Origin of the sequence: Aquimarina sp. MMG016 (assembly GCF_018100805.1) — a bacterium.
GTDB lineage: Bacteria > Bacteroidota > Bacteroidia > Flavobacteriales > Flavobacteriaceae > Aquimarina.
Genome location: NZ_JAGJEA010000004.1, coordinates 1 through 21,092, shown reverse-complemented (window position 1 = coordinate 21,092; position 21,092 = coordinate 1). Strand labels below are relative to the sequence as shown.

The window sequence follows — 21,092 nt, the reverse complement described above, 5'->3', positions numbered from 1 at the left end:
TCTAAGTAAGAATTTTATGACAATGATGTAGTGGGTATTAGGAGTTCCAGATTTCCCAAGCATTTTCTGCCTGTAAAATTAACATTTTCAATCCATTAGATACTTTAGCGCCTTTTTGTAATCCTTTTTTCATAAAAGCAGTTTCATCAGGATTATATATCAAGTCATAAAGTACATGATTTTTAGTAATATATTCATATGGAATTTGTGGGTGATTTTCAATATTAGGGTGAGTACCTAATGGAGTGCAGTTAATGATTAGCTTATGAGAATTTATGATGTCTTCAGTAAGATCACCGTAACTCATCTCATTAAAATCCGGGTTTCTGGATATGAAACTAAAGGCAATACCTAGTTGTGTTAAGGAATATGCGATGGCTTTAGAAGCTCCTCCAGTACCCAAAATTATGGCTTTTTTTATGTTGTTGTTAAGCAGCGGTTTTAGAGATTCAGTAAAACCATAATAATCACTATTATATCCAACTAACCTTTGATTGCTACTAAATTTTATAACATTCACCGCCCCAATTTCTTTAGCAATTGGATCTAATTCATCCAGATAAGAAATGATCTCTTCTTTATAAGGTATAGTAACATTAAGACCTTTGATATTTGAATTTTTAAAGATTTCTTTTACTTCATTAATTTGCTTAATATCAAAATTGTTATACTCGCAATTCAAGTTTTCTTTTTCGAACTTGTCTGCGAAATAACCTTTGGAAAATGAATAACCTATATCTCTACCTAATAAACCGTATGTTTTTTTCATTTTGAAGTTTTTAGAGTCTGTTTTCCGTACCATTCTAACCATAAAACGATACCAATACCCACTAAAATAAAAAAGACTCCTACATAAGTTTCTGTAATCATTACATCAGGAAGGTAGCGGTCGTAATTATCCAAAATAGGGTTCCCTTCAGTATCAATAAGCGGATTACCCAAGGTGTCAACTTTAAATATTTTATTTTTCCAGGGCCAAACAACGCCTAATGACCCAGCAATAAATCCAATAATAGCTGCAAAGGTTGCATTTTTGTAACGTTTTAAGACATAACCCAAAAAGTGTGATAAGGTAACTAAACCAGTCAATGATCCTAAACTAAATACTACCAGAACTTTTAGTAACCTAATTCTCTTGGAGTTTTCTAGAAATGAAAAGTCCCATTGGGCAATATCTGTAATTGTATCGTATAATGCATTTACCGAGTCTACCAGCAATAATACATAGTTTCCGAATAATATTAAGATAAATGAGCCGGATAATCCTGGTAATGTCATCCCAGAAACCCCAACAATACCACAAAAAAAGACAAACCATAGATTATCATTTTCTCTGGCAGGTTCTAATAAGCTAATGCTAACTCCAGCGATTATACCTATAACTATAAGACAGATATTTCGCCTGCTCCAATCGTTAAAATCTTTAACGATATAGTAGATTGACCCTATGATCATACCGAAAAAAGCTGCCCAGACATATAATTCATAATGGATAATCAGATAATCTAAAATTTTAGAAACACTAAAGTAGCTGATTAGCATCCCTAAGATCAGCAATCCTAAAAATCGACCATTAATATATCTCCAAAAACTTTTGAATCTAAAATTTATAAAGAGCTTAAAGGCTTTAAAATTTATTTTTTGTAGTGAATAAATAAATTCTTCATAGAAACCTGCAACAAACGCAACTACACCACCAGACACGCCGGGTACTTTGTTCGCAGCACCCATAGCAAGACCTTTAATGACAAGAAAAAGTTTATCGGTAAAGGTACGGGTACTTTGTTGCATCATATATTAACTTTCTTTTTTTACAGCAAGACGCTCTAATATTAGTATCGTCATAAAACCTAATACCATTAATCCAATAGCGATTAGTGTTTGTGGATCTCCTTCAAATTGATTCGGAAATATTGACTCCTCACTCACAGTAACGATTTTGTCTCCAAATTGTTTGGTTTCTAAAATATTTTTCCAAGGCCATATTTTATTTAAAGACCCTAAAATAAATCCTGTAAGCAATGCAAGAGTAGTATTTTCATAGTTCTTGAATAACCATTTTAGAATTCGGGAAAAAGATAATATACCTATAATTGCACCTAAACCAACTGTTGCAATTTTTTTTATGTCAAAATTATGTACAGCTTCACTAATAGTTCCATAAGCACCTAGTAAAACTAAAATAAAAGCTCCCGAAATACCAGGTAGTATCATGGCGCATATGGCTAAGGCTCCTGAAAAAAACAAAAATAAATACCCTGTATTATCACTAAGAGGAGGTAGTGTGGTTAAATAATAGGCAAGGATAGCCGATCCTGTTAATGCAATAATAGTTATACCTCTCCATCTTTTTATTTGTTTACCCACAAATAATATACTTGCTAATACTAATCCAAAAAAGAATGACCAGATTAGTACTGGATGATGTTCTAATAGATAATGAGAGAGGTTCATTACTGTAAATATGCTAAATACTATCCCCAATAGTAATGCAAGAAGAAAACTGCCATTTAGTTTTTTCCAAAAAGGAAGAATTCCTTCATTTTTTAAAACTTTAAGTAGCGATAAATCAATATTACTAATAGTAGTTATTAGTTCTTCATATATACCAGAAATAAAAGCTATTGTTCCTCCTGAGACTCCTGGAACTACATCTGCAGCTCCCATAGCTAATCCTTTTGCAGAAATTATGAGGTAGTCCTTAAGACTTCTTTGCATCCTTAATGTTTTAGATATTTTTTAATCAAAACAAATGTATACAACTTAATATAAAAAAAACATTCTCTTTTTAAAATTATTTGTATTCTGAAATTATGTTTTGAACTAAAGTAAGATTGAATACTTTTTCAAAAAGCTCTTCTAAAACAATATGGTATTCATAATCAAATTCTAACGCCTTTCTTAAATGGTGTTCTCCTTTTTGTAATTCTTGTTTTTCATAGAATAGTCCAGCTAATCGATATTGTATTTCGGCATTCTCGGGATAAAACTCTATGGCTTGGTATAAATTTTGGATTGCTGCGCCAGGTTCTCCTAAAAAGCGAAGAATATCGGAGCGGTTTAACCAGGTTTCTAATTCATAGTTTCCTAATTCTAATGCTTTTCTGTAACCACGTTCTGCTTCTTCAAAAAATGCCAATCGATTATTTATTTTCGCATATCTTTTCCAGTATAAAACATTTTCGCCATCAATGTTGATTGCTTTATTTGTATAATAAAGTGCTTTTTGATAATTACGTTTGCGCATATAAAAATCAGTAATTGCTATCCAACCTTTATCTAAAAGTGGGTCTTCGTGTACCGTTTTAGAATAATGTTGTATTGCTAAATCGTCACTACCTAATTTCTCAAAACATTTTCCTATTCTTAATAAAGCAAAAGAAGTTGGGTCATCCAATTCTAGTGTAATTCGATAGTTCTCTATAGCTTCATTGTATCGTTTCAGCTTTTCAAGTACCTTTCCTTTTTCTAGATAAGCTCCAATAAAATATTCGTCACTTATAATGGCAAAATCAAATGCAGCTAATGCCTTTTCGTATTCTTTTAAATCAAAATATTGCTTACCTACCTGGTGCCAGGCGACCTCACAATATGGGTTTTTATCCAAGAACATATTCAGATACTCAATAGCTTCTTCATGTTGTTCTAAGAAGTCAAAGCAATAAATGATATTGTATAATGCAGAATAATCTTGATCGTCTGCTTCGAGACATCTCATAAAGTTGATTTTTGCATTTTCAAAATCATCCATAAAAAGATATTCCATCCCAAGTAGAGAATACACATCTGCCTCATCATTAGTGTAATTCAAAGCCATATGTAAAAGCTCAATGGCTTTTATGTGTTCATTCTGCTTAGATAGGATATTAGCTTTCTGTATGTATACTTCTTCATTTTCCGGTTCAATGGCGTGCAACTGAGCTAAAAGCTTATCAGCCTTATCTAGTCTATCCTCAAAAACCAATACTTCTACTTCTAGAAGCTTTAGATTTACAGAAGATGGGTGCTGAGAAAGACCTAAAGAAATAGCTTTTTTAGCCTTAGCTATCTTTCCGTTTTCCAAATAATGATGTATAATAGATTCAAACTCATCAGAATCAAAAAATTTAACATCATTAGATCTCAACATAGATTCATATCTAGTAATTGAGAAATTGTTTTCCTCTCCTTCGTGGTTAAATTTCATACACGTTGATTATAGATGCTTAATAAATCATATAAACAATGCAAACACTTCTTTTGTTTTCCCCAACAAGTAAGAGTAGTATTAAACTCCATTTACTTAATTTATTATAGCATTATTGATTTCCTCTGTATTAAAATTACAAATGAAATTGAATCAATAGACTTTAGAAATCAATTGTTTTTAACAAACTAATTAACAAAATGTGTACCACTTCATAACGAAGAAATTAACATTTTGATATTTTATAAGCCACTATATTTTATCGAATTTGTGAATGGGAAGAATTGTTACTCACTAATATACAGTTTTTTACTGAATTTTCCTCGTTTTATGATTTAAAATTACTGTCTGCATTAATCTGGCCTAATACATCAAGAATAATACGACAACCTTCCCTAATCTCTTGTTCTGATATGGTTAGAGGGGGTGTAATGCGTACTGCGGTAGGTTCAAATAGAAGCCAGAAAAGAATTAAACCTTGATCTTGACTCCTTAAAATTAGCTCATTTGTTATTTCTGGAGAGGGAGTTGTGAATGCTAACATTAATCCTAATCCTCTGATTTCTTTAATCAAAGGGTGTACTAGTAATGATCTAAAAAGTTTTTCTTTTTCTAGAGTCTCTGCCATTACGTCACTTTCAGTAATTTCTTGTAGGGTTGCCAAAGCGGCAGATGCTATGACAGGATTGCCTCCAAATGTAGTAATGTGCCCTAGTTTTGGATTGTCTTGTAATGTATCCATCAATGCCGTAGAGGCCGTAAAGGCTCCAATGGGGAGTCCTCCTCCCATACCTTTACCCATGGCCACAATGTCTGGAACAATATCATAATTCTGAAACCCAAACAGTTTACCGGTCCTGCCAAACCCAGGTTGGATTTCATCCAAAATTAGCATAGCGCCTACTTGATTACAACGTTCTCTAACCTTTTTTAAGTAATCGTTTTTTGGTTCTATGAATCCGGCACCTCCTTGAATGGTTTCCAAAATCACAGCAGCTGTTTTTTTGGTAATTTGTTTTAGGTCTTCGGTATTATTGAAGGAAATAAAACTAACATCCGGAATCAAAGGCCTGAAAGCTTGTTTGCGTTCTTCATATCCCATAACACTCATAGATCCCATAGTATTACCATGATATGCAAGTTTAGCAGCGATAATTTGACTCCTTCCGGTTACTCGACGAGCCAATTTTATAGATCCTTCTATAGCTTCTGTACCTGAATTAGTCAAATATGTTTTTTCCAAAGGATCAGGGAGGTGAGACGCTAATAATTTAGTGAGTTCTACAGCTGGTTGCTGAATATATTCTCCATAAACCATAACGTGTAAATACTTGTCTAATTGATCTTTTACAGCGTTGATAACTCTGGGGTGTCGATGACCTAAGCTACAAGCAGAGACACCAGCTACAAAATCTAAGTATTTTTTACCGTCTGATCCAAAGATGTAACTTCCTTCGGCATGTGAGATTTCCATGGCTAAAGGATGTGGCGTAGTCTGTGCCTGATATTTGAAAAAATCTTCTTTCAAAAGAGTTGGTCATTAATGTAATATAAGAATATATTAATTGTCTGAAATACTTTTAGTATTGTCCTTAGGTTTAAGCTTGGTGTTTTTTAAAGTTGTAACCGTAATACTATCTCGTTCTCGCGCAGAACGGCTGAGATTAGGATCCACAAAAGAAGTTTTTTTGGTATTGGATTTCTTTTTTTGCTTAACCTGATCGTTTATAATTTCTTTCTTCTTAGGAATAGAGTCCAACTCCTCATTTGTTTCTCTGAGTTCGGCATCTTTAAGTTCTTGTTCCAGAAGTCGTGAACCTTCGGATTTGTTTTCTTCTAATCGTTTTATGGTTTCTTCATCAAAGAAGTCTGCTTCATCTTTTGGAAGAGGGATACCTGTTATTTTAGTCAGTTTTGGAGGATTTTCTCCTCTAAATAAGTCAGCTTTGCTATTAATACGTTCATCTCCACGCCAATTAAACCCAGATAGTTCTCGGGCATTTTCCGGCAGGTCAGATTCACGATATAGTACACCATCTACATTTTGATAGTAGTATACATCTTCGATTTCTCTATCATTAAGTAATAAGGTGATTTTACTTGATAGTACTTTATTAATTCCGATAAGTTTTAATTCTCCCTCGCTTTCACGTTGATAAAATATCGTTTCTGTGTTTTTATCAATATCCACTTTATAGATTTCATTATCCTTAAACAATCCATATAACGTTTGCCCTTTTACCTGATTATATCCTGCTTTTAGAGTGTCTTCCTGAGCCAGAAAAGCATTTTGGTAAACTACTAAAGAATCTAGTTTTTCGGTTTCGGTATTAGAAATAATTTTGATAGTATCACCAGTCATTTGGTTTTTTTGTGCCCAAAGAATAGGCCTGCCTATCATTTTAGTGTGTCCTGTAGTCTGATCAACATTGATGGAATCACTTTTTCCACTCATATTACTTTTATATATTCTTACATCATAAAAACCGTGCATGATACGTTTTTCAGGTTTACCTGTAACCATTAACGTATCACTATGGATGTAGATAGAATCTTTTTCTTGTAATGTTGCTGCCAAAGCTCTTTTGGTAATAAAAACCGAATCTTTGTCTTTAAAAACTTCAGCATAATGACCTGTGATAACACTACTATTGGCGGTATCTAAGACCTTAATATTATTTGTTGCTGATGCAAATTGAATGGCACTATTATAAAATATACTATCTCCAAAGACTGTGCGATTATCATAATCAATTCTGGAATTTTTTATTGCATATCCTGTTTTAACCTCTGTATCATAAAAACCGCGTTCGCAATATAAAGTACTTTCTTTTCCTTTAACGGTGGAAGGTCCATACAAATACGTATGTCCATTTTCTTTATAATAATCGAGACGATCAGAATCTATAGTGTTTTCTGGGTTTACAACTTTAACGTCAGTATTGAAGGAAAACATTCCTCTATCCATAAAATATCGACCTATCTTACTGGTTAACGTGTTTGTCTTGGTGGAATCTTTTACCGTTCCTCCACTGCGATAATAAGCCTGCTGGCGAATTCGATCAAAGAATAAAGTATCTGTTCTTAAGGTGTTTTGTGTCGTTTCCATAAAAACATTATCCCGAGCGTAAGCAAATTGAGTATTACCATTATATTCTGCATATTTACTGGTCATGGTTAATGTGTCACCTTGTTTTATTTTCACATTCCCCAATGCTTTGACAAACTTATCCTCACCATAATGAATTGCTTGGTCACACCAGATTTCTATTCCTTCATGTTCTATATAGACTTGTTTGTTTACCTTGGCAAGTATAGTAGCTCCAGGGAAACGATCTTGATTTTTTATCGTACGGTCCGACTGAACTTTGATTTTTTTACTTTCCTGAGCTAATGTAGCAGAGGAAAATAATAGTATAAAAATGATATATAGATATGTGTTTTTCAAATGTCTCAGATTTGTACGCAAAATAACGAAAATTGTACCTAATGATTGTATATGTTTATAAAAAGAATCCCCAAGTAATATAAGTACTTGGGGATTTTGGTTTTGTTGCAGATATATTATTTGTTATCTATGTATAGTTTGCGTTCTATCTGGTCCTACGGAAACAATAGTTATAGGTGTTTCAAGTTCTTTTTCTAAGAATTCGATATACTCATTCAATTCTTTCGGGAACTGTGCTTTATCATTCATTTTAGTCAAATCTTCTGACCAACCTTTCATCTCAGTATAGATAGGAGTCACGTTTTCGGGCTCGACATTATAGGGTAGATGATTGATAGTTTCTCCTTTATATTTATAGGCAGTACATACTTTTAGTGTTTTGAAACCACTAAGAACATCACCTTTCATCATCATTAGTTGTGTTACACCATTTACGTGAACTGCATATTTTAAAGCTACAAGATCCAACCATCCACATCTTCTTGCTCTTCCTGTTGTAGCACCAAATTCGTTCCCTACACGACCCATAGTTTCTCCATCTTCATCAAATAATTCAGTAGGGAAGGGGCCACTACCCACACGAGTTGTGTACGCTTTGAAAATACCAAATACATCTTTGATTTTATTAGGAGCAATACCTAAACCAGTACAAGCTCCTGCAGCTGTAGTATTGGATGAAGTTACAAAAGGATATGTTCCAAAATCTATATCTAACAATGATCCTTGTGCACCTTCTGCCAGGATTGTTTTTCCATCTTTTTGCGCTTGGTGTAGATATTCTTCGCTATCAATAAAAGTAAGCGTCTTTAATAACTTTACAGCTTCAAAGAATTCAACTTCGAGTTCTTCGAGGTCATATTCAATTTTAGCATCGTAGAAGTCGATCATCGCCTCGTGTTTATTGGCTAATGCACGATAACGCTCTTTCCAATCACTTAATTCTAAGTCACCAACACGAATACCGTTTCTGCCAGTTTTATCCATGTATGTAGGACCGATTCCTTTTAAGGTAGAGCCTATTTTGGCCTTTCCTTTGGAAGCTTCTGATGCTGCATCCAGGATTCTATGTGTAGGAAGTATTAAATGTGCTTTTCTGGAAATTAAAAGTTTAGAACGATAGTCTAAATTAAATTTATCCAGATTGTCTAATTCTTTTTTGAAAATAACAGGATCGATAACAACCCCGTTTCCGACCAAGTTAATAGCTTTATCGTGAAAAATACCACTTGGGATCGTATGTAATACGTGTTTGATTCCATCGAATTCTAGTGTGTGCCCAGCATTGGGGCCTCCTTGAAATCGTGCAATAATATCATAATCTTTTGTAAGAACGTCTACAATTTTTCCTTTACCCTCGTCTCCCCATTGAAGACCAAGCAATAAATTTACTGCCATTAGTTGTCGTGATTAGTTGGTTTCTTTTTAGTTCCGTAGAAATATAATGAATGATTTGTAATATCTACATCAAAAATTTCTTCTATTGTTTTTTTTATGGATTGAATTCTTGGATCGCAAAATTCTAATACTTCTCCAGAATCTGTAAGTATTAAGTGGTCATGCTGTCTGTCAAAATATGATTTTTCATACTGAGCCTGACTTTGCCCAAACTGATGTTTTCTAACAAGCTTGCAATCTAATAAAAGTTCAATTGTATTATATAATGTAGCTCGGCTAACACGATAGTTTTTGTTTTTCATTTTGATGTATAATGATTCTATATCAAAATGTTCATCACTTTCATAAATTTCTTGGAGAATAGCATATCGTTCAGGTGTTTTTCTGTGTCCATTTTCTTCTAAGAAGCTGGTAAACACATTTTTAACGATATTTTGATCATTCTGTGTGGTTGCTCGAGTACTCATACGCTTAAAAAAGCAAAGTTACATGTTTTTTTATTCTCTGACTACTTTATCAATACCACTTATTTTGGAAAGATTTTTCATTACGGTTTTGAGTATGTCTTTGTTTTTAACACCAACAGTAATTCTTCCTATAAAAACACCATCGTTAGTGTCGAAATTCATGTTGTACATGGCTAGATGCATATTGTTGGAAATAATTTGAGTAACCTCATTTACGACACCAATATTATCAATACCGTTAAGTTTAATAACAGCTTTAAATTCTTCCTGACTAGAATCAATCCATTTAGCAAGCATTATACGGTATGCATAATTACTTTGTAATTGCAATGCATTAGGACAATTCTTCTTATGTACTTTGATTCCTTCATTTACTGTAATAAATCCAAAAACGTCATCACCGGGAATTGGATTGCAACAATTAGAAAGCTTGTATTCTAGTTTTTCGGAATCTTTGCCAAAAACCAGTAGGTCATACTTAGATGTTATTTCTTCTTTGTTTACATCTTTAGCATTATTTCTACGCATTCGGGTTTTGATAAAGTTCATAAAGACATTACTACGAGTTGTAGCAAAATCTTTAATTTTATGATTATCAATTGTTCCGATTCCTACACGATAGAAAAGATCTAAACTTGTTTTTAGTTTAAAAAATAGTACAAGCTCATTTACTACTTTCTCATTCATTGTTATTTTCTGAGAACGAAGCTTACGTTTTAGAATTGCTTTTCCGTCTTCGGCGATTTGTTTCTTTTCGTCTCGTAATGCAGATTTAATTCTAGCTCTTGCTCTTGCGGTTGTAGCATAATCTAACCAACTGGACGAGGGTTTGGATTTAGAAGAAGTAATAATTTCTACCTGATCACCACTTTTAAGTTCGTGGCTAAGAGGGACTAATTTTCCATTTACTCTGGTTCCTCGGGTTCTAAGTCCAATTTCAGTATGGACACTAAATCCAAAATCTAAAGCAGTGGCGCCTTTAGGTAATGATTTAAGATCTCCTTCGGGAGTAAAAACAAAAATTTCTTTAGCGTATAGGTTAAGCTTAAATTCTTCTACAAAATCTACGGCATTAGACTCTGAATTTTCCAATGCTTCTTGAAGTTTATTTAGCCATCCATCTAAGCCTTGATCTTGTTTTTCTTCTTTGTTTTTATATTTATAATGAGCGGCATATCCTTTTTCGGCAATCTCGTGCATGCGCTCACTCCGGATTTGTACTTCTACCCATTGGCTGTCCGGTCCTACAACAGTGATGTGTAGTGCTTCATAACCAGTAGTTTTTGGTTGAGTAATCCAATCTCTTAATCGAGTAGGGTTAGGTCGATAAAAATCTGTAACTACTGTATAAATTTTCCAGGCAATGAATTTTTCGTTTGGGATATCAGATTTATATATAATTCTAACAGCAAACTTGTCGTATACTTCATCAAAAGTGATGTTTTGTTTCACCATTTTTCGTCGGATCGAAAAAATGGATTTCGGGCGTCCTTGAATTTCATAATTCAAACCTTCTTTGTCAAGCCCTTCTTTTATTTTATCAGAAAACCTTTTGATATATGCGTCCTGCTCTTCTTTACTTTCATTAATTTTTTCCAGTATATCTTTATATACTTCGGGTTCAGTATATTTTAAACCTAGATCTTCGAGCTCGGTTTTTATGTTGTATAATCCAATTCTATGGGCTAAAGGAGCATAAATATATAATGTTTCCGAAGCAATTTTGACTTGTTTATCCGGTCGCATTGCGTCCATAGTTTGCATATTGTGCAGACGATCTGCAATCTTAATGATAATAACGCGAACATCATCATTAAGAGTAAGTAGCATTTTTCTGAAGTTTTCTGCTTGAAGCGAAATATCTTTATCCTTTTTTAAAGAAGAAATTTTAGTTAAACCGTCAACAATTCTGGCAACCGTTTCTCCGAACATTTGTTCTAAGTCTACTAAAGTGTATTCTGTGTCTTCTACTACATCATGAAGTAATGCAGCAGCAATAGATGTAGCATCTAATCCAATTTCGCTAGCTACAATTTTGGCCACTGCTATAGGGTGGAAAATATAAGCTTCTCCACTTTTACGACGTTGGTCTTTGTGGGCGTCTACCGCAATATCGAATGCTTGACGTATTAGTTTTTTATCTTCAGTACTAAGATCTCGATAGCTAATACGAAGCAATTCTTTGTATTGCTTTGCAATTTGTTTGTTTTCTTTTTCTATAGCAGCTTCGGTCATAACACAAAGTTTTCTTAGAAAGCCCTATTTAATATCGTGTGTGTTCCCTTTTTATAATATTGACAAAAATTATGCCTAACATTAATAATTGCTTATTTCATAAGTATATGTCAATAATAATTAAAAGTACAACTAAGAATTGTAATGACCAAGCCTTATAGATAAGGATTTATTCTCTTAAGTTTTTAATTCTTTGTAAAAGTGTTGGGTGAGAGTAATGTATGAATACCATAGCAGGATGAGGAGTCAAATTGCTTAGGTTATTTTTGGAAAGCTTTTTAAGACTATTGATAAGTGCTTCGCTATTATATGTGTTTTTTGCATAATCATCTGCTTGATACTCAAATGCTCTGGAAACCACATTCATTATCAATCCTGTTACTTCAGAAATTGGACTATATAAGATTCCAAATGCAACTAAACCAATATGAAATGAAGGTACTTCAACTTTTAAAGCTTCAGAAAGCAGTGGATTAGCAATAAATAAAGATAAAAACCATAATGTAACCCCGGTAAGCAATACAGATAAAAGAAGATTAATGATTACATGTTTTTTCTTATAATGTCCTACTTCATGAGCTAAAACTGCAACGATTTCTTCTTTGCTAAGGTCTTTTACTAAAGTATCATATAAGGTGATTCTTTTTTCAGTACCGAAGCCTGAAAAATAGGCATTGGCTTTTGTACTTCTTTTAGAACCATCAATTACGAAAATATCTTTTAACTGAAAACCAACCTTTTTAGAATATGCTTCTATAGTATCCCTAAGTTCTCCTGGTTCTAAAGGAGTCTGCTTGTTGAATATAGGTACAATAAGTTTTGCATAAAACATATTCATAGCCATAGTAAAGATAGATATCAATACCCAAGCGTATATCCAAAAGTTTTTTCCGGTAATGGTATAAAACCATATAATCAAGGCCAGAAGACCACCACCAACAATAATCATCATAATGATGCTTTTTATTCGATCGATGAAAAAGGTTTTGATTGTTGTTTTGTTAAACCCGAACTTTTCCTCGATAACAAAAGTTCTGTAATAAGAGGAAGGAATAGATAATATGTCACTCCCGATCATTATTATTCCAAAAAATACTAGACCGACGACTATAGTATTGTCAGAAAAACTTCTAGCTATGTTATCAATAAATGCAAACCCATCCAGAAAGAAAAATAGTAACATAATGCATAATGAAATGCTTGAAGAAACCATTTTAAATTTATAATTAGCCTTTTTATAGGCTATTGATTTCTCATATTCATCCTTTGGGTAAACATCCAAAAGTTCGTTAGGAATATTGTCACTATAATGCCTGGCATTAAGGATGTCTAGCAATGAATCTATTAAAAAGACAATTACGATAATGGCTATTAATAAGTAAAACAGGGAATTTGGAGTCATTTGTCTCTAGCAATTAGTAGTTCTTGGTTTGGGCACGTAGGAAGGGGTAAGGTAATGATTTTTAATTTATTTATAATATATTTTTAACCTTTAATTAATGAAAATTACGCTGTCGTTTTGCTTCAAATATCATTATTCCTGCTGCAACCGAAACATTCATTGAATCTATGACTCCACTCATGGGGATTTTAATATTTTGAGTGGTATTGTCTAACCATTCGTTACTTAAACCTGTAGCCTCTGTACCAACGACAATTGCAGATGGTTTAGTATAATCCAGAGTACAATAATTTTTGGAAGCTTGTAATGCGGCTCCATAAATATTTATTTTATGTGCTTGGAGAAAATGAATTATTTCTTGAGTAGTTCCAGTAGCAATAGTATTTGTGAATATACATCCAACACTGGAACGAATGATATTAGGATTATACATGTCAGTTTTAGGGTTAGCAATAAAAACAGCATCCACCTGAGCTGCGTCAGCGGTTCTCAGTAAAGCTCCTATATTACCGGGTTTCTCTGGTGCTTCAGCAACTAAGATTAAAGGTTTTTTTGAGGTGATTGAAAAATGTTCAATATTCAAATCTTTGGTTTTTGCGATAGCTAGTAAGCCTTCAGTCGTAGTTCTGTATGCTATTTTCTGATAGATATCAGCTGTGATTTCAAATATTTCAATATCTTCTTTAGAGTAATTTATTAAACCCAAAACTTCATCATATTTCATGATTGATGAACAGTAATATATTTGAGTTATTTGATAATTTCCTTTTTGAGCAAGAGTGATTTCTCGTTTACCTTCAATAAGAAAGCACTTTTCTTTTTTACGAATTCTAGATTTTTCTTTGAGTTGATTCAGAAATTTTATTCTATTATTCTGAAGACTTGTGATCTGATTTTGCATATTAGCAAATATACTAAGAGATAAGAAAAACTATTTGTCTTTTACATATTTAAAGAAGCTGAGTCCTTAACGAATTGTTTTATCTCCTCGATGATGTGTGGGTATGTTTGATCTAATTGTTTGGCTAGTTCTGGGACCTGGTAAAACCCTGATTTTTTTACACTTAAATGTTCAATTTTTTCTAATATCTTAGCTTCATTGTTTAAACCAATGGTTTTAAAACTAGATTTTAACTTATGTGCAAATTGTTTTGAATTCTCTAGATCTTCATTTTCTATAGCGTATATAAGCTTTTTATAATCATTTGGAGTATCTTCAATAAAAATTTGTAAAACATTTTTTATGATATCTTGGTCATTATCAAAGGTTTCTTTTAAGAACGAAAGATCGCAATACTTTTTATTATTTGTAGGTTCTTGTATAACAGTATTTGGTACTTTTTTAAGAGTATTAACATCTTTTGGGAGTGTTGATCTTAGACTGAATAATATTTCTTCTAGTTCTTTTTCGCTTACAGGTTTGGTTAAATAAAAATTCATCCCTGAATCTATAGCTCTTTTTTTAGATTCAGGAAAAACATCAGCAGAACAAGCTATTATTGGCGTTTGACTAATATTAGGATTTTTTGATTTTCTAATAATTTCAGCTGCTTCAGGACCATCCATTACTGGCATATGCATATCCATTAGTATTAAGTCATAAGAATTGTTATCCAGTTTTTCTAAAGCAATTTTACCATTTTCTGCAATATCTGTTTTTATATTCCAATTGGAGAACAGCTGTTGCATGAAAAATTGATTCATCTTATTATCTTCCACAATTAGGACATTCATTCCGGAGATGTAATCAGCGTTTTTCTCTAATGTAGAATCATCTTTACTAATTTCTGATGAAGTAAGCTTACTCTTAGCATATTGTATTGAAAAATTAAAATTGGATCCTGCTCCTGGTTTACTGTCAGCTCTCAGAGTGCTATTATGTAATTCTATAAGTTGTTTGGAGATAGATAATCCAAGCCCTGTTCCTTCTATTTTGTCTTTGCCTGGCTTGTGTACTTGATAAAAACTTTCGAAAATAGTATCCAGTTTATCTTTTGGAATACCAACCCCGGTATCCTTTACGGTGAAATCAATAAAGGTATAATTATAATCAGATTTTAGTTGCTTTACCTGAATTACTATTTCACCTTTGTGTGTAAATTTAATAGCATTCCCTAGTAAATTAGTAAGAATCTGATTTAGCCTAAGTTGATCTCCAATTATAAATTTAGGTATTGAAGAATCGATTTCCATTCTAAAGTTTAGGCCTTTTTCTTCAGCTTTTATTCTAAAGCCTCGTGAAACATTTTTTATTAATTCATAGATGTTAAAATCAGTCTTGTGTAGAGAAAGTTTACCTGCTTCGATTTTACTAAAATCTAATACATCATTTATTAAAACCAAAAGATTTTCTGCAGAAAACTGAATTCCATCCAAGTTCTTCATATCCATATCAGGGTTGCTGAAATCACTTTTTTGTAGAATTCCTGTAAGTCCCAATATTACATTAAGTGGGGTTCTGATTTCGTGACTCATGTTGGATAAGAAAATGGATTTAGCCTTTGCAGACTTCTCGGCTAATACTTTAGCTTCTCTTATTTCATTATCAATAATTTTTTTATTAGTAATATCCCTAAAGAATGCATTAAATAGATAATCATATTTGGTTTTAATGGCTACAATCGTAAGTTCTACATAAATCAAAGAACCATCTCTTCGATTAACAGAAGTTTCCACCCTTCTATTAATTAGTTGGTCATCGCCTGTTTTAATGTAGTTTCTAAAACTATTTCTAAGCTGTTCTCTTAATTTACTTGGTACTAATGAATATATACTCTCTCCTATAGTTTCTTCTCTGCTTAATTCTAAAATGTTTTCAGCTTGCTTATTCCAGTTTAGCACTGTTCCTAGGCTATTAACAAGTATTACCCCATCCATTGCTGTCTCCAGGATGGTGGTTTTTAGATGCTCACTGTGTTTTAATTCTTCCTGGACATTTTTTCTTTCTATGATTTCTTTAGTAAGTCTCTCGTTAATTTCTTCCAAGCTGTATAATTGCTTTTGAAGCATTTTAAGCATCTGCTGTTTACTTGGAAAATTGATCAGATCCTTAGCCAGTATTTCCTCCGGAATAACGTTTAGAGTAGCTGTATAAGAATCTAGTAAATGGTAGGATTGAAAATGCTTTTTATAGATTAATAGGTAGATATTAGTAATTGCATTTATTCCTAAGCTATCTTTGATTCTTGAAAAAATTGTATTAGAAAATTCTAAAAGGTTTTTTCTTTCCTTTATGAGATTAATAGTTTTAAAATCATAAGGAGTGTCTAGATAGTATTTTATTTCGGCAATTTTAGGATCATTGTAGCTGCCAACCAATTCTGATGATTTTTCGAGCACTTGAGAAAGAAAGACCCTGCATATGGCCAGTTCTTGTTCTCTTAGTGGTTGAAATATTAATCTAAAGTTCTCTAGGTCTAGTAAAAGAGGATGTTTCTGGAAGACAAGATCCCTTATCAATTGTTTGGTTGGTCTGTTTGTAACGTTTTTTTCTGTGAGATGCTCCTCAAGTAAGAGGTAAATTTCTGGTAAAGATTCAGTTTTTTCGGCACCCGGAAGCGATTTAAAAACTTTCAACTTAGTTTTTAAATTTGTAGCTTTTGAAGGAACTTCTATCTCCTTCCATAAAAAATCAACAAGATCAATGATTTCTTTTTCTTCTTGACTTTTTGGTAGGTTAAGCTTGTTAGGTTTTAATAGTTTTTTAAACCAATCAGTTGCCATTTTTTGGGTTATATTTTACTAGCTTTATATATCTTATAGAAACCTAATGCTGATAGCCCCCATGTTAGAATCAATGCAATGAACCAGATGTAATTGCCTGCAGTTTCGCCAAAAAGATTCTTAAAAATATTATAGTTAAAAATATGAGCGATCTGCATATGTAAGTGCCCTAAAGCCATTACAACAAACCCCCAAGCTAATATGGTCATTCCAGAACCGAATTTACCTCCTTTTAGCCTTGTAGCAGTTAGAAAACTAAAAATAAGTGCTATTGCAAGAAAAGGCATTTCTAAAAGGCCAAAAATTTCTTGCGCTCCTAGTTCTTGAGTAGAATGAGATGTATGCTCTTGAGCTAAAAGTACTTGACTAGTTAATAACAATACTCCCGTAAGTAATGGGTAGCTTTTTTTCATAGCAGTTAGGTTTTGTTAAAAATAAGTAAAATAAACTAGAAAACTACGTTTTTAACGGATTAAAAGTATGTTTTTATCGATAAAATGCATTTTTACTAGCAGAAAGCCATAAAAAAATCCCGCGGTTAGGCGGGATTTTATATAAGTGAGATTCTGTTTTATTATAAAAGAGTTACTTTACTTTATCTACAATAGCTTTAAAAGCTTCTGGGTTGTTCATCGCTAAATCTGCAAGAACCTTACGGTTTAATTCGATATTATTAGCTTTTACTTTTCCCATAAATTGAGAGTAAGACATACCGTGTAAACGAGCACCCGCATTAATACGAGTAATCCATAAAGCACGGAAAGTTCTCTTCTTATTTCTACGGTCTCTATAAGCGTATGACATTGCTTTGTCAACCGCATTTTTTGCTACTGTCCAAACGTTTTTACGACGTCCAAAGTAACCTTTTGCCTGCTTAAGAACTTTTTTTCTTCTAGCTCTTTTAGCAACTGAATTTACTGATCTTGGCATAATTTAAATTTTTTAGTAGTAGGCGATTCAATAATTCTGAATTTTGAATTTTGAATTCTTTTTAAATGGCCTAACTCCTGGGTTTATAATAATTTTAACCTGATTAAAGGGATTACTTTAAACGTAATTGCTCTTTAATACTATTTTCATCGCTTTTATGCACTAATGTAGAGTGCGTCAAAGCTAGCTTACGCTTTTTAGATTTTTTTGTCAAAATATGACTCTTAAAAGCGTGCTTTCTTTTGATTTTACCAGTACCGGTAAGCTTGAAACGCTTCTTAGCACTGGATTTTGTTTTCATTTTAGGCATTGTATCCTTGTTTTTATAATCTCACTTATTATCTTCAATAATTTCCAATTGTAGAAATTATATGTTTCTCTTGGTTTACTTTTTAGGAGCGATGAACATGATCATTCGCTTACCTTCAAGTTTCGGCATTTGTTCTACTTTACCATATTCCTCTAATTCTTGAGCAAGTCTAAGTAATAGAATTTGACCTTGATCCTTATATATAATAGAACGTCCTTTAAAAAATACGTAAGCTTTTAGCTTGGCACCTTCACTTAAAAACTTAATAGCATGTTTTTTCTTAAACTCATAATCATGCTCGTCAGTATTTGGTCCAAATCTAATTTCTTTAATAATAACTTTAGTAGCTTTTGACTTTAAAGCTTTATCTCTCTTCTTCTGTTCATAAAGGAATTTTTTATAATCCATGATTTTACAAACAGGAGGTACGGCTTTTGGTGAGATCTCTACAAGATCTAGTCCTTGCTCTTCAGCTAGTTCCATTGCTTTTTTAGTAGGGTATACACCTACTTCGACGTTGTCACCAACAAGACGCACTTCATCAACACGAATTTTATGGTTGATTCTGTGAGCATCTTCTTTAATTACTCTTAGTGGTTTTTGAGACCTTCTTCTTCTTATTGCTATGACTTAAAATTTTAAATTAAACTTATTTATGCTATCCGTTAAACGGTTTAAGGGTTCTGCTAATTTCTTCTTTTACTATTTCATTAAATTGATCTATACTTATAGATCCTAAATCTTCTCCACCATGTTTACGAACTGATATGGTATTATCTCTCTCTTCTTGCTCTCCTACAATGATGATATAAGGAAACTTATTCATTTCCGCCTCTCTGATCTTTTTACCAATCGTTTCATTACGGTGATCCGCAAGGGCGCGAATTTCGTTATTTTCTAACAAATTTAAAACTTTTTCAGCGTATTTTTCATATTTCTCACTGATAGAGAGTATAATAGCCTGCTCAGGCATTAGCCATAAAGGAAAGTTACCTCCTGTATGCTCTAGCAATATAGCAATAAATCGCTCCATACTACCAAATGGAGCTCTATGAATCATTACTGGTCTATGTAATTCATTATCGCTTCCTTTATAAGTAAGGTCAAAACGTTCAGGGAGATTATAATCTACTTGTATTGTTCCTAATTGCCAGCTACGTCCCAATGCATCTTTTACCATAAAGTCTAACTTAGGGCCGTAAAAAGCAGCTTCTCCACTTTCTATAATATAATCTAAGCCTTTGTCTTTTGCAGCACTAATAATAGCATTCTCTGCTTTTTCCCAATTAGCAACATCTCCAATATATTTTTCTGGTTTATCTAAGTCTCTTACAGATACCTGAGCTGTAAAGTTTTCAAAACCTAGAGAACCAAAAACATAAAGTACAAGATCAATTACTTTCTTAAATTCAAGATCTAATTGGTCTGGAGTACAAAAAATATGGGCGTCATCTTGTGTAAAGCCTCTTACACGAGTCAATCCATGAAGTTCGCCACTTTGTTCATATCGGTATACAGTTCCAAACTCCGCATATCGTTTAGGAAGATCTCTATATGAAAAAGGTTCACTATTATATATTTCGCAATGGTGAGGACAGTTCATTGGTTTTAATAAAAATTCTTCACCTTCTGCTGGAGTATTTATTGGTTGGAAGCTATCTTCTCCATATTTGGCATAATGCCCAGAAGTAACATATAATTCCTTTTGCCCTATATGTGGTGTCATTACCATTTCGTAACCTGCTTTCTTTTGTGCTTTCTTCAGGAAATTTTCTAATCGTTCACGTAGCGCAGCACCTTTAGGGAGCCATAGGGGTAATCCTTGGCCAACTCTTTGTGAAAAAGTAAATAACCCTAATTCTTTACCTAATTTCCTATGATCACGTTTTTTGGCTTCTTCTAGCAGCTCAAGATATTCTTTAAGTTCTTTTTGTTTCGGGAAAGAAGTCCCATATACTCTGGTTAGTTGTTTGTTGTTTTCATCACCTCGCCAATATGCTCCGGCAACGCTCATAATTTTCACAGCTTTAATAATTCCTGTGTTAGGAATATGTCCTCCGCGACATAAATCTGTAAATGTATCGTGATCACAGAATGTTATAGTTCCATCTTCTAGATTTTCTATAAGTTCTGTTTTATATTCATTACCCTCTTCTTTATATTTAGCAAGAGCGTCCGCTTTAGAGACAGATTTCATTTTAAAATCATGTTTTCCTCTTGCGATTTCCAACATTTTGTCTTCAATGGTTTTAAAATCCTTTTCAGAGATAGTATGATCACCAAGGTCCACATCATAATAGAAACCATTTTCTATTGCTGGTCCAATGGATAATTTGACACCAGGGTACAATTCTTCTAATGCTTGTGCCAAAACATGAGATGAGGAGTGTCTGAAAGCAGTTTTTCCTTCATCGTCTCTCCATGTATATAAGACAAGACTACCATCAGTGGTTAATTCGGTCGAGGTTTCGATAGTAGTTCCGTTAAACTTTGCAGAAATAACATTTCTTGCAAAACCTTCGCTAATATCTTTTGCTACATCCATAGCAGTAACTATGTTATTGTATTCTCTAACCGAACCATCTGGTAACGTAATCTTGATCATATTTTTCTAATTAAAGGGGCAAAGATAATACGATAATAAAACCCATACAATAATATAGTATACTTAATTAATTAAATTCTACTTTCTAGTTATGTTGTTGTTTTAGGGATTCAGGATATTCTAGAATATCCTGACCACGCTTTCCGCTATATCTTATATCGCCATTTGTTAAAGCGATATAAGGATGCCGCTTCAATCGTTATCCCGACTTAATTATATATAATGTTTTTTTTAATTTTTTCAGGTTTGTAAAGTGTATGTTATCAGGCTGTTGAGTTGGGGTTAGAAAATAGTTTTAAAAAATATTGATTAATGTGTTGTCAGAAAGAAAAAGGGTTGTATGTTTGCACCCGCTTACCAAAAGGGGTGAGCAGGCACAAAACGGGATATT

17 protein-coding genes are annotated in these 21,092 nt (G+C 33.0%); all 17 read right to left on the bottom strand.

What is annotated here, in order from left to right; translation table 11 throughout:
* Positions 1-37 precede the first annotated feature (37 nt).
* The 17 genes from J8M14_RS09115 to thrS all read right to left on the bottom strand — a co-directional run bounded on the left by J8M14_RS09115 (position 38) and on the right by thrS (position 20,701).
* The gene (locus J8M14_RS09115) at positions 38-769 is read right to left on the bottom strand and encodes a shikimate dehydrogenase (protein WP_211074305.1); all 732 of its coding nucleotides are present in this window, start codon (positions 767-769) and stop codon (positions 38-40) included.
* The gene (locus J8M14_RS09110; protein WP_211074304.1) at positions 766-1,794 is read right to left on the bottom strand and encodes a DUF368 domain-containing protein; all 1,029 of its coding nucleotides are present in this window, start codon (positions 1,792-1,794) and stop codon (positions 766-768) included. The genes J8M14_RS09115 and J8M14_RS09110 overlap by 4 nt, the downstream gene beginning before the upstream one ends.
* Positions 1,795-1,797: 3 nt before the next feature.
* Positions 1,798-2,718: a DUF368 domain-containing protein gene (locus J8M14_RS09105; RefSeq protein ID WP_211074303.1), complete on the bottom strand. Its 921-nt coding sequence runs from the start codon at positions 2,716-2,718 to the stop codon at positions 1,798-1,800.
* A 76-nt stretch (positions 2,719-2,794) separates the two neighbouring features.
* Positions 2,795-4,186: a tetratricopeptide repeat protein gene (locus tag J8M14_RS09100; protein WP_211074302.1), complete on the bottom strand. Its 1,392-nt coding sequence runs from the start codon at positions 4,184-4,186 to the stop codon at positions 2,795-2,797.
* Positions 4,187-4,514: 328 nt separating this feature from the next.
* Positions 4,515-5,714, bottom strand: coding sequence for an aspartate aminotransferase family protein (locus tag J8M14_RS09095; RefSeq protein ID WP_211074301.1), 1,200 nt, complete (start codon positions 5,712-5,714; stop codon positions 4,515-4,517).
* 33 nt (positions 5,715-5,747) lie between these two features.
* Entirely contained in the window at positions 5,748-7,634 is a 1,887-nt protein-coding gene (locus tag J8M14_RS09090) for an OstA-like protein (protein WP_211074300.1), read from the bottom strand.
* 123 nt (positions 7,635-7,757) lie between these two features.
* A complete protein-coding gene (locus tag J8M14_RS09085) occupies positions 7,758-9,029 on the bottom strand; it encodes an adenylosuccinate synthase (RefSeq protein WP_211074299.1) in 1,272 nt (423 codons plus the stop codon).
* Positions 9,029-9,496, bottom strand: a complete 468-nt coding sequence (locus J8M14_RS09080; RefSeq protein WP_211074298.1) for a transcriptional repressor — start codon at positions 9,494-9,496, stop codon at positions 9,029-9,031. The genes J8M14_RS09085 and J8M14_RS09080 overlap by 1 nt, the downstream gene beginning before the upstream one ends.
* A 30-nt stretch (positions 9,497-9,526) precedes the next feature.
* A complete protein-coding gene (locus J8M14_RS09075; RefSeq protein ID WP_211074297.1) occupies positions 9,527-11,731 on the bottom strand; it encodes a RelA/SpoT family protein in 2,205 nt (734 codons plus the stop codon).
* Positions 11,732-11,900: 169 nt separating this feature from the next.
* The gene (locus J8M14_RS09070) at positions 11,901-13,133 is read right to left on the bottom strand and encodes a M48 family metallopeptidase (RefSeq protein WP_211074296.1); all 1,233 of its coding nucleotides are present in this window, start codon (positions 13,131-13,133) and stop codon (positions 11,901-11,903) included.
* Between the two features lie 94 nt (positions 13,134-13,227).
* The gene (locus tag J8M14_RS09065) at positions 13,228-14,034 is read right to left on the bottom strand and encodes an RNA methyltransferase (protein WP_211074295.1); all 807 of its coding nucleotides are present in this window, start codon (positions 14,032-14,034) and stop codon (positions 13,228-13,230) included.
* Positions 14,035-14,075: 41 nt separating this feature from the next.
* On the bottom strand, positions 14,076-16,856 hold the full coding sequence (locus J8M14_RS09060) for an ATP-binding protein (protein ID WP_211074294.1): 2,781 nt from the start codon (positions 16,854-16,856) through the stop codon (positions 14,076-14,078).
* Between the two features lie 8 nt (positions 16,857-16,864).
* Positions 16,865-17,269 carry a hypothetical protein gene (locus J8M14_RS09055; RefSeq protein WP_211074293.1) on the bottom strand — a complete coding sequence of 135 codons (405 nt, stop codon included), beginning with the start codon at positions 17,267-17,269 and terminating at the stop codon, positions 16,865-16,867.
* A gap of 172 nt (positions 17,270-17,441) precedes the next feature.
* Complete coding sequence (gene rplT / locus J8M14_RS09050; RefSeq protein ID WP_211074292.1) at positions 17,442-17,786, bottom strand: 50S ribosomal protein L20; 345 nt, start codon at positions 17,784-17,786, stop codon at positions 17,442-17,444.
* Between the two features lie 112 nt (positions 17,787-17,898).
* Positions 17,899-18,096: a 50S ribosomal protein L35 gene (gene rpmI, locus J8M14_RS09045; protein ID WP_027394180.1), complete on the bottom strand. Its 198-nt coding sequence runs from the start codon at positions 18,094-18,096 to the stop codon at positions 17,899-17,901.
* A gap of 75 nt (positions 18,097-18,171) precedes the next feature.
* Positions 18,172-18,681, bottom strand: a complete 510-nt coding sequence (gene infC, locus J8M14_RS09040; RefSeq protein WP_348772844.1) for a translation initiation factor IF-3 — start codon at positions 18,679-18,681, stop codon at positions 18,172-18,174.
* 73 nt (positions 18,682-18,754) lie between these two features.
* Positions 18,755-20,701, bottom strand: coding sequence for a threonine--tRNA ligase (thrS, locus tag J8M14_RS09035; RefSeq protein ID WP_211074291.1), 1,947 nt, complete (start codon positions 20,699-20,701; stop codon positions 18,755-18,757).
* Positions 20,702-21,092 lie beyond the last annotated feature (391 nt).

What these genes read in the sequence shown, in the direction of transcription:
- J8M14_RS09115 (WP_211074305.1), bottom strand. Translation starts at nt 769, where the DNA reads ATGAAAAAAACATACGGTTTATTAGGTAGAGATATAGGTTATTCATTT.
- J8M14_RS09110 (WP_211074304.1), bottom strand. Translation starts at nt 1,794, where the DNA reads ATGATGCAACAAAGTACCCGTACCTTTACCGATAAACTTTTTCTTGTC.
- J8M14_RS09105 (WP_211074303.1), bottom strand. Translation starts at nt 2,718, where the DNA reads ATGCAAAGAAGTCTTAAGGACTACCTCATAATTTCTGCAAAAGGATTA.
- J8M14_RS09100 (WP_211074302.1), bottom strand. Translation starts at nt 4,186, where the DNA reads ATGAAATTTAACCACGAAGGAGAGGAAAACAATTTCTCAATTACTAGA.
- J8M14_RS09085 (WP_211074299.1), bottom strand. Translation starts at nt 9,029, where the DNA reads ATGGCAGTAAATTTATTGCTTGGTCTTCAATGGGGAGACGAGGGTAAA.
- J8M14_RS09080 (WP_211074298.1), bottom strand. Translation starts at nt 9,496, where the DNA reads ATGAGTACTCGAGCAACCACACAGAATGATCAAAATATCGTTAAAAAT.
- J8M14_RS09075 (WP_211074297.1), bottom strand. Translation starts at nt 11,731, where the DNA reads ATGACCGAAGCTGCTATAGAAAAAGAAAACAAACAAATTGCAAAGCAA.
- J8M14_RS09070 (WP_211074296.1), bottom strand. Translation starts at nt 13,133, where the DNA reads ATGACTCCAAATTCCCTGTTTTACTTATTAATAGCCATTATCGTAATT.
- J8M14_RS09065 (WP_211074295.1), bottom strand. Translation starts at nt 14,034, where the DNA reads ATGCAAAATCAGATCACAAGTCTTCAGAATAATAGAATAAAATTTCTG.
- J8M14_RS09060 (WP_211074294.1), bottom strand. Translation starts at nt 16,856, where the DNA reads ATGGCAACTGATTGGTTTAAAAAACTATTAAAACCTAACAAGCTTAAC.
- J8M14_RS09055 (WP_211074293.1), bottom strand. Translation starts at nt 17,269, where the DNA reads ATGAAAAAAAGCTACCCATTACTTACGGGAGTATTGTTATTAACTAGT.
- rplT (WP_211074292.1), bottom strand. Translation starts at nt 17,786, where the DNA reads ATGCCAAGATCAGTAAATTCAGTTGCTAAAAGAGCTAGAAGAAAAAAA.
- rpmI (WP_027394180.1), bottom strand. Translation starts at nt 18,096, where the DNA reads ATGCCTAAAATGAAAACAAAATCCAGTGCTAAGAAGCGTTTCAAGCTT.
- thrS (WP_211074291.1), bottom strand. Translation starts at nt 20,701, where the DNA reads ATGATCAAGATTACGTTACCAGATGGTTCGGTTAGAGAATACAATAAC.